The 14,263-nt window shown below is 69.9% G+C and carries 14 protein-coding genes; all 14 read left to right on the forward strand.

Annotated features, from left to right (window positions below; translation table 11 throughout):
* Positions 1–319: 319 nt before the first annotated feature.
* The gene (rho, locus tag ABZ565_RS02640; RefSeq protein ID WP_361019621.1) at positions 320–2,359 is read left to right on the forward strand and encodes a transcription termination factor Rho; all 2,040 of its coding nucleotides are present in this window, start codon (positions 320–322) and stop codon (positions 2,357–2,359) included.
* Between the two features lie 295 nt (positions 2,360–2,654).
* Positions 2,655–3,755, forward strand: a complete 1,101-nt coding sequence (locus ABZ565_RS02645) for an LCP family protein (protein WP_361019624.1) — start codon at positions 2,655–2,657, stop codon at positions 3,753–3,755.
* A gap of 143 nt (positions 3,756–3,898) precedes the next feature.
* On the forward strand, positions 3,899–4,123 hold the full coding sequence (gene rpmE / locus ABZ565_RS02650) for a 50S ribosomal protein L31 (RefSeq protein ID WP_018102644.1): 225 nt from the start codon (positions 3,899–3,901) through the stop codon (positions 4,121–4,123).
* 151 nt (positions 4,124–4,274) lie between these two features.
* Complete coding sequence (prfA, locus tag ABZ565_RS02655; protein WP_361019628.1) at positions 4,275–5,351, forward strand: peptide chain release factor 1; 1,077 nt, start codon at positions 4,275–4,277, stop codon at positions 5,349–5,351.
* Positions 5,352–5,398: 47 nt separating this feature from the next.
* Positions 5,399–6,244 carry a peptide chain release factor N(5)-glutamine methyltransferase gene (prmC, locus tag ABZ565_RS02660; RefSeq protein ID WP_018102642.1) on the forward strand — a complete coding sequence of 282 codons (846 nt, stop codon included), beginning with the start codon at positions 5,399–5,401 and terminating at the stop codon, positions 6,242–6,244.
* Positions 6,245–6,299: 55 nt separating this feature from the next.
* A complete protein-coding gene (locus tag ABZ565_RS02665; RefSeq protein WP_361019631.1) occupies positions 6,300–6,947 on the forward strand; it encodes an L-threonylcarbamoyladenylate synthase in 648 nt (215 codons plus the stop codon).
* Positions 6,944–7,585: a protein-tyrosine-phosphatase gene (locus ABZ565_RS02670; RefSeq protein WP_073963914.1), complete on the forward strand. Its 642-nt coding sequence runs from the start codon at positions 6,944–6,946 to the stop codon at positions 7,583–7,585. The genes ABZ565_RS02665 and ABZ565_RS02670 overlap by 4 nt, the downstream gene beginning before the upstream one ends.
* A gap of 91 nt (positions 7,586–7,676) precedes the next feature.
* The gene (locus tag ABZ565_RS02675; protein ID WP_361019634.1) at positions 7,677–9,095 is read left to right on the forward strand and encodes an MraY family glycosyltransferase; all 1,419 of its coding nucleotides are present in this window, start codon (positions 7,677–7,679) and stop codon (positions 9,093–9,095) included.
* 260 nt (positions 9,096–9,355) lie between these two features.
* Positions 9,356–9,793 carry a hypothetical protein gene (locus tag ABZ565_RS02680; protein WP_360860027.1) on the forward strand — a complete coding sequence of 146 codons (438 nt, stop codon included), beginning with the start codon at positions 9,356–9,358 and terminating at the stop codon, positions 9,791–9,793.
* Positions 9,794–10,019: 226 nt separating this feature from the next.
* Positions 10,020–10,841 carry a F0F1 ATP synthase subunit A gene (atpB, locus tag ABZ565_RS02685; protein ID WP_361019636.1) on the forward strand — a complete coding sequence of 274 codons (822 nt, stop codon included), beginning with the start codon at positions 10,020–10,022 and terminating at the stop codon, positions 10,839–10,841.
* 67 nt (positions 10,842–10,908) lie between these two features.
* A complete protein-coding gene (gene atpE / locus ABZ565_RS02690; protein WP_018102636.1) occupies positions 10,909–11,157 on the forward strand; it encodes an ATP synthase F0 subunit C in 249 nt (82 codons plus the stop codon).
* Between the two features lie 37 nt (positions 11,158–11,194).
* A complete protein-coding gene (locus ABZ565_RS02695; protein WP_361019640.1) occupies positions 11,195–11,740 on the forward strand; it encodes a F0F1 ATP synthase subunit B in 546 nt (181 codons plus the stop codon).
* Positions 11,737–12,552: a F0F1 ATP synthase subunit delta gene (locus ABZ565_RS02700; RefSeq protein WP_361019642.1), complete on the forward strand. Its 816-nt coding sequence runs from the start codon at positions 11,737–11,739 to the stop codon at positions 12,550–12,552. The genes ABZ565_RS02695 and ABZ565_RS02700 overlap by 4 nt, the downstream gene beginning before the upstream one ends.
* Before the next feature lie 137 nt (positions 12,553–12,689).
* Positions 12,690–14,261 carry a F0F1 ATP synthase subunit alpha gene (gene atpA, locus ABZ565_RS02705; RefSeq protein WP_093706149.1) on the forward strand — a complete coding sequence of 524 codons (1,572 nt, stop codon included), beginning with the start codon at positions 12,690–12,692 and terminating at the stop codon, positions 14,259–14,261.
* The last annotated feature ends 2 nt before the right edge of the window (positions 14,262–14,263 follow it).

A 14,263-nucleotide genomic window follows, 5' to 3' on the forward strand; every position in this document is an offset into this window, starting at 1 on the left:
CAATCGACGTCCATGAGGCGCGTTGCTTCGTGTCCCGTTCGGGACCACCATTTCTTCCGGGAGCCCCCCCAACTGCCTGAGCAGCCTGCCTGAGCAGTTGCGAGCACGCTCCGGAACCGGCACGACACCCCTCCGCTCGTCCAGGAGTGGGCCGAGCAGGGGGATGCTCGCGCCGGGCACATGCACACCTCATCTCTCCGCCGTTCCATCCGGCGGACCACCGCCCCGGCACGGGCCGCACCAACCGAGGACCGCAGCCGGACAGCACAACCGGTCGCCGAGCCAGAAGGCCGACGTCCGCTCCAGGGAAGGACCCTTCGTGAGCGACACCACCGATCTGATGGGCGTGACTGCCGACAAGAACGTCGACAGCGCCGCGCCCGCCGAAGGTGCTGCCACTGGCACCACCGCACGGCGCCGCCGCTCCGGCACCGGCCTTGACGGCATGGTCCTGGCCGAGCTGCAGCAGGTCGCGTCCGGCCTCGGCATCAAGGGCACCGCGCGGATGCGCAAGAGCCAGCTGATCGAGGTCATCAAGGAGGCCCAGGCCGGCGGCGGCTCCTCCGCCCCCAAGGCCAAGGCCACCGCGGCCCCCGCCGACGCGGCGGAGACCAAGCCGAAGCGCCGCGCCACCTCCAAGGCGCGCACCGGTGCCGACGAGGCCCCGGCCGCCGCGCCCGCCGACCAGGCCACGGCCCAGCAGCAGATCGACATCCCGGGCCAGCCGGCCAGCGACGACCAGCCCGCGGGCGAGCGCCGCCGCCGCCGCGCCACCGCGCAGGCGGGCAGCCCGGAGAGCAAGCCGGACGCCAAGGCGCAGACCAAGGACCGCGCCCAGGACGAGCCGAAGCAGGAGCAGAAGCACGAGGCGCCCGCCGAGGACCGCTCCGCCGAGTCCAAGGCCGACTCCGCCGCGGACAACGCCGAGGGCCGCCGGGGCGACCGCGGCGACCGCCAGCGCGGGGACCGGGGCGAGCAGCGCCGCGACCGCCAGCGCGACCGCCAGCGCGGCAAGGGCGACGACCAGGGCGGCAACCGCCGTCAGGGCGGCGGCCAGAACCAGGGCGGCGGCCAGAACCAGGGCGGCAGCAACGGCCCGCAGGACGACTTCGACGACGAGGGCGGCCGGCGCGGCCGTCGCGGGCGCTACCGCGACCGCCGGGGCCGTCGCGGACGCGACGACTTCGCCGCCGACGCCCCGCCCGTCACCGACGACGACGTCCTGATCCCCGTCGCGGGCATCCTGGACATCCTCGACAACTACGCGTTCATCCGGACCTCCGGCTACCTGCCCGGCCCGAACGACGTGTACGTCTCGCTCGCCCAGGTCCGCAAGAACGGCCTGCGCAAGGGCGACCACGTCACCGGTGCGGTGCGGCAGCCCAAGGACGGCGAGCGCCGCGAGAAGTTCAACGCGCTGGTCCGCCTCGACTCGGTCAACGGCATGGCACCCGAGTCGGGCCGCGGCCGTCCCGAGTTCCAGAAGCTGACGCCGCTCTACCCGCAGGACCGGCTCCGTCTGGAGACCGACTCCAACGTCCTGACGACGCGGATCATCGACCTGGTCGCCCCCATCGGCAAGGGCCAGCGCGGTCTGATCGTGGCCCCGCCGAAGACCGGTAAGACCATGATCCTGCAGGCCATCGCCAACGCGATCACGGTCAACAGCCCCGAGTGCCACCTGATGGTCGTCCTGGTGGACGAGCGTCCGGAAGAGGTCACCGACATGCAGCGGTCGGTGAAGGGCGAGGTCATCTCCTCGACCTTCGACCGCCCCGCCGAGGACCACACCACCGTGGCCGAGCTGGCCATCGAGCGCGCCAAGCGCCTCGTGGAGCTGGGTCACGACGTGGTCGTCCTGCTGGACTCGATCACCCGCCTGGGACGCGCGTACAACCTCGCCGCCCCGGCCTCCGGCCGCATCCTGTCCGGTGGTGTCGACTCGACCGCGCTCTACCCGCCGAAGCGCTTCTTCGGTGCCGCGCGCAACATCGAGGACGGCGGCTCGCTGACCATCCTGGCCACCGCGCTGGTCGAGACCGGCTCGCGCATGGACGAGGTGATCTTCGAGGAGTTCAAGGGCACCGGCAACATGGAGCTCAAGCTCGACCGCAAGCTCTCCGACAAGCGGATCTTCCCGGCGGTGGACGTCGACGCGTCCTCCACCCGCAAGGAGGAAATCCTGCTCGGCAGCGAGGAGTTGGGGATCGTCTGGAAGCTGCGCCGAGTGCTCCACGCGCTCGACCAGCAGCAGGCCATCGAGCTCCTGCTCGACCGGATGAAGAAGACCCAGTCGAACGCGGAGTTCCTGCTCCAGATCCAGAAGACGACGCCGGCCCCGGGCAACGGCAACGACTAGCCCCGGCCGCCCGGCAGCACACAGGGCCGCCCCCGCATTCCGGTGCGGGGGCGGCCCTGTGCCGTACCCCGCTGCCGTTCCGAGAGCTTCGCCACACGGGCGCCGTGGCGCGGCACCCGCGTACGACCGTTGTACGGGCCACGAAACCGCAGGTGAACGCCGGAATACCGGCCGTCCTCGCACCCGCCCGAGCCGCTCCGTACGCATACGGGGGTCACAGCCGCCTGTGCCACGCTTCTTGTCGCCGCCACTGCAAGGGGGTAGCCGGAAGCAGCCGACGGAACGAGGGAGACCCATGAGCGAGCGAAGCGGGAGCAGCGGCCGAATACGGGCCACCGGCAAGCGCCGGAAGAAGCCCTCCCGTGGCCGCAGGGCGGGCCGCATAACCGTCTGGAGCCTGGCCGGCGCGGTCGTCGTGGGCGGTGCGGGGCTCGGCTACGCGTACGTCCATCTCAACGGCAATCTCCAGGCCGTCGACATCAACACCGCGCTCGGCAAGGACCGCCCCGAGAACATCGACAACGGCTCCGAGGACATCCTCGTCCTGGGCTCCGACTCCCGCTCCGGTGCGAACGGCGAGTACGGCGCCGACGAGGGCGCGGCCCGCTCGGACACCGCGATGGTCGTCCACGTCAACAAGGGCCACAGGACCGCGAGTGTGGTCTCCATCCCGCGCGACACCCTCATCACCCGGCCCGACTGCACCGGCGACGTCAGCGGCGATCCGGTGCCCGGACAGCAGCGCGCCATGTTCAACACGGCGTACGAGGTCGGCGGGCCGGCCTGCGCGGTCAAGACCGTCGAATCCATGTCCGGCATCCGCATGGACCACTACGTCGAGGTCGACTTCACCGGCTTCAAGAAGCTGATCGACAAGCTCGGCGGCGTCGAGATCACCACCACCGAGGCGATCGACGACCCCGACAGCCACCTGGACCTCCAGCCCGGCGCCCACACCCTGGACGGCGAGCAGTCCCTCGGCCTGGTCCGCACCCGCCACAGCGTCGGCGACGGCAGCGACCTCGGCCGCATCCAGCTCCAGCAGGCGTTCATCAAGGCGCTGATGCAGCAGGTCAAGAGCGTGGGCGTGTTCGACGGCACCAAGCTCTACGGCATCGCGGACACCGCCACCAAGGCGGTCACCACCGACTCCGACCTCGGCTCGGTCACCAAGCTCGCGGGCTTCGCCAAGGGCCTCAAGGGCCTCGGCTCCGACAACGTGAACATGGTGACCCTGCCCGTCCAGTACGACCCCGCCGACCCCAACCGCGTCATCCCGCTGGAGAAGGCCGACCAGCAGGTCTGGGACGCCCTGGGCGCCGACCGGCCGATCCCCGCCTCCGCGACGAAGCAGTCGGCGGGGGACAAGGGCGACGCGGGCAAGATCGTCCGCTGAGCGGAGCGCCGGGGGAATACCCGGCCGTCCACCCTGGTTTTGGGAGATACGGCCGGTCCTGGCAGACTGGTACGTCGGCCCCGGTTCACGGACGCGCAATCCGCGCGTACGACCCGGCGCCCTCCCGAACCTAGGAGACACCCTTGAAGCGCGACATCCACCCCCAGTACGTCGAGACGCAGGTCAGCTGCACCTGTGGCGCGTCGTTCACCACCCGCTCCACGCTGGACAGCGGCACCATCCGTGCCGAGGTCTGCTCCGAGTGCCACCCGTTCTACACGGGCAAGCAGAAGATCCTCGACACCGGTGGCCGTGTGGCCCGCTTCGAGGCCCGCTTCGGCAAGGGCGCCAAGGCCGCCGGCAAGTAGCGAGCCGTCCGCGCCGGTCCGCGGTGCCCTCTACCCGGGGGCGCCGTGGCCGGCGTTTTTTTCCGGTCCGGGCACGGGGTCTCCGTACCCCGGCCCCGGCAGGCACCCACCGGCCGGCAGGCACGACCAGCGAAGGAACCAGGAGCCCGAGATGTTCGAGGCGGTCGAGGAACTGATCGGCGAGCACGCCGATCTCGAGAAGCAGCTCGCCGACCCCGCGGTCCACGCCGACCAGGGCAACGCGCGCAAGCTCAACAAGCGCTACGCGGAGCTGAGCCCGATCGTCGCGACGTACCGCTCCTGGAAGCAGTCCGGTGACGACATCGAGACCGCCCGCGAGTTCGCCGCCGACGACCCCGACTTCGCCGCCGAGGTCAAGGAGCTGGAGAAGCAGCGCGAGGAGCTCACCGAGAAGCTGCGCCTCCTGCTCGTACCCAGGGACCCCAGCGACGACAAGGACGTGCTCCTGGAGATCAAGGCCGGGGCGGGCGGCGACGAGTCCGCGCTGTTCGCCGGCGATCTGCTGCGCATGTACCTGCGCTACGCCGAGCGCGTCGGCTGGAAGACCGAGATCATCGACTCCACCGAGTCCGAGCTCGGCGGCTACAAGGACGTCCAGGTCGCCGTGAAGACCAAGGGCGGCAACGGCGCCACCGAGCCCGGCCAGGGCGTCTGGGCCCGGATGAAGTACGAAGGCGGCGTGCACCGTGTGCAGCGCGTGCCCTCCACCGAGTCCCAGGGCCGCATCCACACCTCCGCCGCCGGCGTCCTCGTGACGCCCGAGGCCGAGGAGGTCGACGTCGAGATCCACGCCAACGACCTCCGTATCGACGTCTACCGCTCGTCCGGCCCCGGCGGCCAGTCCGTGAACACGACCGACTCCGCCGTCCGCATCACGCACCTGCCGACCGGCGTCGTCGCCTCCTGCCAGAACGAGAAGAGCCAGCTCCAGAACAAGGAGCAGGCGATGCGCATCCTGCGCTCCCGGCTGCTGGCCGCCGCCCAGGAGGCCGCCGAGCAGGAGGCTTCGGACGTACGTCGCAGCCAGGTGCGCACGGTCGACCGGTCCGAGAAGATCCGGACGTACAACTTCCCGGAAAACCGGATCTCGGACCACCGCGTCGGCTTCAAGGCGTACAACTTGGACCAGGTGCTCGACGGTGACCTGGACGCGGTCATCCAGGCGTGCGTCGACGCCGACTCCGCCGCCAAGCTGGCAGCCGCCTGAGCCCGCCGCCGCCCCGCCCCGCTCGTGAACCCGTACGGAGAACCGCGATGAACCTGCTGCTCGCCGAGGTGGCCCAGGCCACCCAGCGGCTGGCCGACGCCGGTGTTCCCTCACCGAGATTCGATGCCGAGGAACTCGCCGCGTTCGTGCACGGCGTCAAGCGGGGCGAGCTGCACAACGTGCCGGACGCCGACTTCGACGCCCGCTACTGGGAGACCATCGCCCGCCGCGAGGCCCGCGAACCCCTCCAGCACATCACCGGACGCGCCTTCTTCCGCTACCTGGAGCTCCAGGTCGGCCCCGGCGTCTTCGTGCCCCGCCCCGAGACCGAGTCGGTCGTCGGCTGGGCCATAGACGCCGTCCGCGCGATGGACGTCGTCGAGCCGCTGATCGTGGACCTGTGCACCGGCTCCGGCGCCATCGCCCTCGCCATGGCCCAGGAGGTCCCGCGCTCCCGCGTGCACGCCGTGGAGCTGTCCGAGGACGCCCTGAAGTGGACCCGGAAGAACGCCGAGAACTCGCGCGTCACCGTCCACCGCGGCGACGCGCTCACCGCCCTGCCCGAGCTGGACGGCCAGGTCGACCTGGTCATCTCCAACCCGCCGTACATCCCGCTCACCGAGTGGGAGTACGTGGCGCCCGAGGCGCGCGACCACGACCCCGAGATGGCGCTGTTCTCCGGCGAGGACGGCCTCGACACCATCCGGGGCATCGAGCGCACCGCGCACCGCCTGCTCCGCCCCGGCGGCCTCGTCGTCATCGAGCACGCCGACACCCAGGGCGGCCAGGTGCCCTGGATCTTCACCGAGGAGCGGGGCTGGGCCGACGCGGCCGACCACCCCGACCTCAACCGGCGTCCCCGGTTCGCCACCGCCCGCAAGGCGATGCCGTGACCGGGGGGCGTCACCCGTACCAGCCCTACCCGTACATGCTTGAGGAGGCCGGCTGATGGCACGGCGATACGACTGCAACGACGCGACCGACCGCACGACGGGGCTGCGCGAAGCCGCGTCGGCCGTCCGCCGCGGCGAGCTCGTCGTGCTGCCCACCGACACCGTGTACGGGATCGGCGCGGACGCCTTCGCCGCCGAGGCGGTCGGCGACCTCCTGGAGGCCAAGGGCCGGGGCCGCAACATGCCCTCGCCGGTCCTCATCGGCTCCCCGAACACCCTGCACGGCCTGGTCACCGACTTCTCCGAGCAGGCGTGGGAGCTGGTCGACGCCTTCTGGCCGGGTGCCCTGACCCTGGTCGCCAAGCACCAGCCGTCGCTCCAGTGGGACCTCGGCGACACCCGGGGCACGGTCGCCGTCCGGATGCCGCTGCACCCGGTCGCCATCGAACTGCTCACCGAGGTCGGCCCGATGGCCGTCTCCAGCGCCAACCTGACCGGCCACCCCTCGCCGGAGGACTGCGACGCCGCCCAGGAGATGCTCGGCGACTCCGTCTCCGTCTACCTCGACGGCGGCCCGACCCCCGGCATCGTGCCGTCCTCCATCGTCGACGTGACCGGCAAGGTGCCCGTCCTGCTGCGCGCCGGGGCGCTCTCGGCGGAGGAGCTGCGCAAGGTGGTACCCGACCTCGAGGTGGCCAATTGACCGCCCCCGAGGGGCGTGGCATAGCGGGGCGGCCCGACACTTTCCGCATCCTCCACGTCAGCACCGGCAACGTCTGCCGCTCGCCGATCACCGAGCGGCTGACCCGGCACGCCCTGGTGCACCGGCTCGGGGACCCGCTCCAGGGCGGGCTGATCGTGGAGAGCGCCGGCACCTGGGGTCACGAGGGCGCCCCGATGGAGGCCAACGCCGAGGTGGTCCTCGCCGACTTCGGCGCCGACGCCACCGGCTTCACCGGCCGTGAGCTGCTGGACGAGCACGTGATCCGTGCCGACCTCGTGCTCACGGCCACCCGCGACCACCGCGCCCAGGTCATCTCCATGGGGCACTCGGCCGGGCTGCGCACCTTCACGCTCAAGGAGTTCACCAGGCTGGTCCGGGCCATAGACCCGGCCACCCTGCCCGACGCCCGCGAGGAGGGCGTGGTCGAGCGTGCCCGCGCGCTGGTGCGGGCCGCCGCGGCGCTGCGCGGCTGGCTGCTGGCCCCGACCGCGGACGCCGACGAGGTCCACGACCCGTACGGCGCCCCGATCACCTTCTTCCGGTCCATCGGCGACGAGATCAGCCAGGCCCTGGACCCGGTCGTGACCGCGCTGACCGGCGTCTCCGCTCCCCACTGACCCCCCTCGTGCAACCATCGGGGGCGGCTCCGTGTCCTCAACCATGGGACCGACCTAGTTAAGGTGTGGGCTGAGATGGCCGGCGATATCTGTGGGGCAGCCCGTGCGTGATTACTTGCTGACACTCTGTGTCACGGCCGCTGTGACCTACTTGCTCACCGGTCCGGTGCGCAAGTTCGCCATCGCGGTCGGGGCGATGCCCGCGATCCGCGCGCGTGACGTCCACCGCGAACCGACTCCGCGGCTCGGCGGCATCGCCATGTTCGGCGGGCTGTGCGCGGGGCTCATCGTCGCCAACCACCTCGCCAACCTCGACGGTGTCTTCGAACTCTCCAGCGAGCCCAGGGCGCTGCTCTCCGGAGCGGCGCTGATCTGGCTGATCGGGGTCCTGGACGACAAGTTCGAGATCGACGCCCTGATCAAGCTGGGCGGGCAGATGCTCGCCGCCGCCGTGATGGTCCTCCAGGGCCTCACGATCCTGTGGCTGCCGATCCCGGGCGTCGGCACCGTCGCGCTCACCCCGTGGCAGGGCACGCTGCTCACCGTGGCGCTGGTCGTCATCACGATCAACGCCGTCAACTTCGTGGACGGCCTGGACGGGCTCGCGGCGGGCATGGTCCTCATCGCCGCCGCCGCGTTCTTCCTGTACACCTACCGGCTCTGGTACGGGCACACCATCGAGGCCGCCGCCCCGGCGACGCTGTTCGCGGCGATCCTGATGGGCATGTGCCTCGGCTTCCTGCCGCACAACATGCACCCCGCGCGGATCTTCATGGGCGACTCGGGGTCGATGCTCATCGGTCTGGTGCTCGCGGCCGGTGCGATCTCGGTCACCGGTCAGGTCGACCCGGACACCATGAAGATCTTCGAGGGCAGTGAGCGCCAGGCGACCCACGCGATGCTCCCGGTGTTCATCCCGCTGCTGCTGCCGCTGACGATCATCGCCATCCCGGCGGCCGACCTGGTGCTGGCGATCGTGCGGCGCACCTGGAACGGCCAGTCGCCGTTCGCGGCGGACCGGGGCCACCTGCACCACCGGCTGCTCAACATCGGCCACTCGCACAGCCGGTCGGTGCTGATCATGTACTTCTGGTCGGCGCTGATCGCGTTCGGCGCGGTGGGGTACTCGGTGCACTCGACGTCCCTGTGGATCGTGATCGTGATCGTGGGGCTGAGCGCGCTCGGGCTGATCCTGCTCCTGCTGCCCGCGTTCACCCCGCGCGCCCCGCGCTGGGCGGAACGCTTCGTGCCGCCGCGCTACCGCCGCAGACGGCGTCGCCCGGAGGGGCCGGGGGCCGCGTCGGAGGAGGCCGCGGAGGGCCAACAGGGGCCCGTGGACGGCCAGATGGAGGCGGGTGCGACGGACGGGTCCGGTGATGCCTCCGAGGAGCGTGAGGCGGCTGCCGGGGCGCCTGTCGCCGCGGGTGTCTCGGGCGTCAACGGGGCGACCGCGATCGGCCACCGTTCGCGTACAGCGGACCGCAGAGCGGCCGGTTCGACCCGCCGGTAAACCGGTCACCGGCACCCATTAGCAGACAAAGTGAAGCCGTGCCTCGCTCACACGTGCTCGTTAGCCCTCACGTGTGACAGCAAGCACACTTTCTAGGTAAAGACCTCATCAAATAGTTTGTGATACCGTTCACGAAGCCCGGTGACAGAGCCGAAGGACCTGATGTAGCACGGTCCATCGGCCCGAGGCATCGACTCGGACCGGGCCTACGCTCGTCCATGACGACACACTGCCCACCCCCTGCAAGCGGAGCTGCCGCCATGCCGTCCAACGACGTCCGGACTCTCCTCCAGACCGCCGTACCCACCGCTGTCGCCGGCGCCGTAGCCGCCGCGATCAGCGCTGGCGTCGCCGGCGGCAAGGGAGCCCTGGGCGCGATCGTGGGGACGATCGTGGTCATCCTCTTCATGGGGATCGGACTCCTGGTCCTGCAACGGACCGCCCGGTCCATGCCCCACCTCTTCCAGGCGATGGGGCTCGCGCTCTACACGGCGCAGCTCCTGCTGCTGTTCATCTTCGTCGCCGTATTCAAGAACACCTCGCTGTTCAACCCGAAGGCGTTCGCGATCACCCTGGTCGCGACCACCCTCGTGTGGATCGGCGCACAGGCGCGTGCGCACATGAAGGCGAAGATCCTTTACGTGGAACCCGAATCCGACAAGGCCGACAAGGCCGGGAAACCGGGGTCGGACGCGTGAAGGGTAGGGGCGGAATAAGTGCGGGGTCAGGACCCTGCTATCGTCCGGTTCCAACTGCGGCACTGCGGGCGCGTGCATGTGAGCTGACGCCTGCTCGATCGCGAGGCTCACATGCCTGACTGCCGCTCACACATCCGAAACACCAGTCCAGTGCCGAACCGCGGCTGCGCGCCGCGCCGACACAACGAGGTTGCCGTACCTATGCGCCACGCTGAAGGAGCCCGCGGTGAGTGCTGACCCGACACAGGTGCTCGCCTTCGAGACCGATTGCCACCTCTTCGACGGTTGTGGCTTTCCGGCACCCGGCCTGCACTCGTTCCTGTTCGAGCCCCTCTGGGGCGACGCGGACAGCAACTTGTACTTCAACAAGACGATGCTGCTGGCCCTGCTCGGCTCGGTGATCATCGTTGGCTTCTTCTGGGCCGCCTTCCGCAAGCCGAAGTTGGTGCCCGGCAAGCTCCAGATGACGGCCGAGGCCGGATACGACTTCATCCGCCGCGGCATCGTCTACGAGACGATCGGCAAGCGCGACGGCGAGAAGTACGTCCCGCTGATGGTCTCCCTGTTCTTCGTCATCTGGATGATGAACCTCTGGTCCATCATCCCGGTTGCCCAGTTCCCCGTGACGGCGATCATCTCGTACCCGGCGATCCTCGCCGGAATCGTCTACGTGCTCTGGGTCGGCCTGACCTTCAAGAAGCACGGGTTCGTCGGCGCCCTCAAGAACTTCACGGGCTACGACAAGAACCTCGGCGGGGTCCTGCCGCTCTCGATGACCATCGAGTTCTTCTCGAACCTGCTGGTCCGGCCGTTCACGCACGCGGTCCGACTCTTCGCCAACATGTTCGCGGGCCACACGCTCCTGCTGCTCTTCACGATCGCCAGCTGGTACATGCTCAACGGCATCGGGATCGCCTACGCAGGTGTGTCGTTCGTGATGGTCATCGTGATGACCGCCTTCGAACTCTTCATCCAGGCTGTTCAGGCTTACGTCTTCGTGTTGCTGGCCTGCAGCTACATCCAGGGCGCTCTCGCCAAGGGCCACTGAGCACCCCACTCCTGAAGCACCCGGTGGCCAACCCCCACCGGACATTGAAAGAGAAGGAAGAACCGGCATGTCCGCTCTCCAGACCCTCGCCGCCGGCGTCGAAATCAAGGGCAACCTCGGCTCGATCGGTTACGGCCTCGCCGCGATCGGCCCCGGCGTCGGCATCGGCATCATCTTCGGTAACGGCACCCAGGCGCTCGCCCGTCAGCCCGAGGCTGCCGGTCTCATCCGCGCCAACCAGATCCTCGGCTTCGCCTTCTGTGAGGCGCTCGCCCTGATCGGTCTGGTCATGCCGTTCGTCTACCCGACCTCCTGACCGGTCGCGAACAGCCCATTCGACGGAAGGCACTGACGTGAACCCCCTGGTTCAGCTCGCGGCGGAGGAAGCGGAAAACCCGCTCATTCCGCCGATCCCTGAGCTCGTCATTGGCCTCATCGCTTTCGTCATCGTCTTCGGCTTCCTCGCCAAGAAGCTCCTCCCGAACATCAACAAGGTTCTGGAAGAGCGCCGCGAGGCCATCGAAGGCGGGATCGAGAAGGCCGATGCGGCCCAGACCGAGGCCCAGAGCGTTCTTGAGCAGTACAAGGCTCAGCTCGCCGAGGCCCGCCACGAAGCCGCTCGTCTGCGCCAGGAGGCGCAGGAGCAGGGCGCCGTGATCCTGCAGGAAATGCGTGCCGAGGGCCAGCGCCAGCGCGACGAGATCGTCGCCGCCGGCCACGCCCAGATCGAGGCCGACCGCAAGGCCGCCGCGGCCGCGCTGCGCCAGGACGTGGGCAAGCTCGCCACCGACCTGGCCGGCAAGCTCGTCGGTGAGTCCCTGGAGGACCACGCCCGGCAGAGTGGCACCGTCGACCGCTTCCTCGACGAGCTCGAAGCGAAGGCCGAGGCCGTCCGATGAACAGCGCGAGCCGCGAGGCACTGGCTGCCGCACGCGAGCGTCTCGACGCGCTGACCGACAGCACGTCGGTCGACGCGGCGAAGCTCGCCGAGGACCTGGCCGGCGTCACGGCGCTGCTGCACCGCGAGGTGTCGCTGCGCCGGGTCCTGACCGACCCGGCGCAGCCGGGCGAGGCCAGGGCCGAGCTGGCAGGCCGCCTGCTGGGCGGCCAGGTGGGCGGCGAGGCCGTCGACCTGGTCTCCGGCATGGTCCGCTCGCGCTGGTCGCAGTCGCGTGACCTGGTCGACGCGGTCGAGGAGCTGGCGAACACCGCCGACCTCACCGCCGCCCAGCGCAACGGCGACCTGGACGACGTCGAGGACGAACTCTTCCGGTTCGGCCGCATCGTCGCCTCGGACACCGGCCTGCGCGCCGCGCTCACCAGCCGGACCGCGACCCCGGCCGCCAAGGGCGAGCTGCTCCGCAGCCTGCTCGGCGGCAAGACGCGGCCCGCCACCGAGCGCGTCGTCGTGCGGCTTGTCACCCAGCCCCGTGGACGTAGCCTGGAAGCGGGACTCGACTCCCTCTCCAAGCTGGCCGCGGAGCGCCGGGAGCGCACGGTCGCGATCGTCACCTCAGCGGTGCCGCTCAGCGACCGGCAGAAGCAGCGCCTGGGTGCCGCCCTGGCGAAGATCTACGGCCGCCAGATGCACCTGAACCTCGACGTGGACCCCTCGGTCCTCGGCGGGATCTCGGTGCGGGTCGGCGACGAGGTCATCAACGGCACCATCGCGGACCGCCTCGACGAGGCGACCCGCCGCATGGCCGGCTGACGCAGGCGCAGCGCAACAGAACAGAGCAAGACCAGCGGCCCGGTTGGGCCGTGCAGAAACTGCAGAAGATTCCTGGGGGTCGGCCCCCAGACCCCCTTAAGAAACTTCGGGCCCAACAAGGAGAGCAGGGAACCCAGATGGCGGAGCTCACGATCCGGCCGGAGGAGATCCGGGACGCGCTGGAGAACTTTGTCCAGTCGTACAAGCCGGACGCGGCCTCGCGCGAGGAGGTCGGTACGGTCAGCGTTGCCGGCGACGGCATCGCGAAGGTGGAGGGCCTGCCCTCCGCCATGGCGAACGAGCTGCTGAAGTTCGAGGACGGCACCCTCGGTCTCGCCCTCAACCTCGAGGAGCGCGAGATCGGTGCGATCGTCCTCGGCGAGTTCAGCGGCATCGAGGAGGGCCAGCCGGTGCAGCGCACCGGTGAGGTGCTCTCCGTCGGCGTCGGCGAGGGCTACCTCGGCCGCGTCGTCGACCCGCTCGGCAACCCGATCGACGGTCTCGGCGAGATCGCGACCGACGGACGCCGCGCCCTCGAGCTGCAGGCCCCTGGCGTCATGGTCCGTAAGTCGGTGCACGAGCCGATGCAGACCGGCTACAAGGCCGTCGACGCCATGGTGCCGATCGGCCGCGGCCAGCGTCAGCTGATCATCGGCGACCGTCAGACGGGTAAGACCGCTCTGGCCGTCGACACGATCATCAACCAGCGCGACAACTGGCGCTCGGGCGACGTGAACAAGCAGGTGCGCTGCATCTACGTCGCCATCGGTCAGAAGGGCTCGACGATCGCCTCCGTGCGCGGCGCGCTCGAAGAGGCCGGTGCGCTCGAGTACACGACCATCGTCGCCGCCCCGGCGTCCGACCCGGCCGGCTTCAAGTACCTCGCGCCGTACACCGGCTCGGCCATCGGCCAGCACTGGATGTACCAGGGCAAGCACGTCCTGATCATCTTCGACGACCTCTCGAAGCAGGCCGACGCCTACCGCGCCGTCTCCCTGCTGCTGCGCCGTCCGCCGGGCCGTGAGGCGTACCCCGGCGACGTCTTCTACCTCCACTCGCGTCTGCTGGAGCGCTGCGCCAAGCTCTCCGACGACATGGGTGCCGGTTCGATGACGGGTCTCCCGATCGTCGAGACCAAGGCGAACGACGTGTCGGCGTTCATTCCGACCAACGTCATCTCCATCACCGACGGCCAGTGCTTCCTGGAGTCCGACCTGTTCAACGCCGGTCAGCGTCCGGCCCTGAACGTCGGTATCTCGGTCTCCCGCGTCGGTGGCTCCGCCCAGCACAAGGCCATGCGCCAGGTGTCCGGCCGGCTCCGCGTGGACCTCGCCCAGTACCGCGAGCTGGAGGCGTTCGCCGCCTTCGGTTCCGACCTGGACGCGGCCTCCAAGGCGTCGCTGGAGCGCGGTAAGCGCATGGTCGAGCTGCTGAAGCAGCCGCAGTACGCCCCGTTCCCGGTCGAGGAGCAGGTCGTCTCCGTCTGGGCCGGCACCAACGGCAAGATGGACGACGTCCCGGTCGAGGACATCCGCCGCTTCGAGTCGGAGCTGCTGGAGTACCTGCGCCGCGAGCGCAAGGACCTCCTCACCAGCATCCGCGAGGGCGCCAAGATGTCCGACGACACGCTGCAGGCGATCGCCGACGCCGTCGCCGCCTTCAAGCAGCAGTTCGAGACCTCGGACGGCAAGCTCCTGGGCGAGGGCTGATC

Origin of the sequence: Streptomyces sp. NPDC016469 (assembly GCF_040632905.1) — a bacterium.
In the GTDB taxonomy this organism is placed as follows: Bacteria; Actinomycetota; Actinomycetes; order Streptomycetales; family Streptomycetaceae; genus Streptomyces.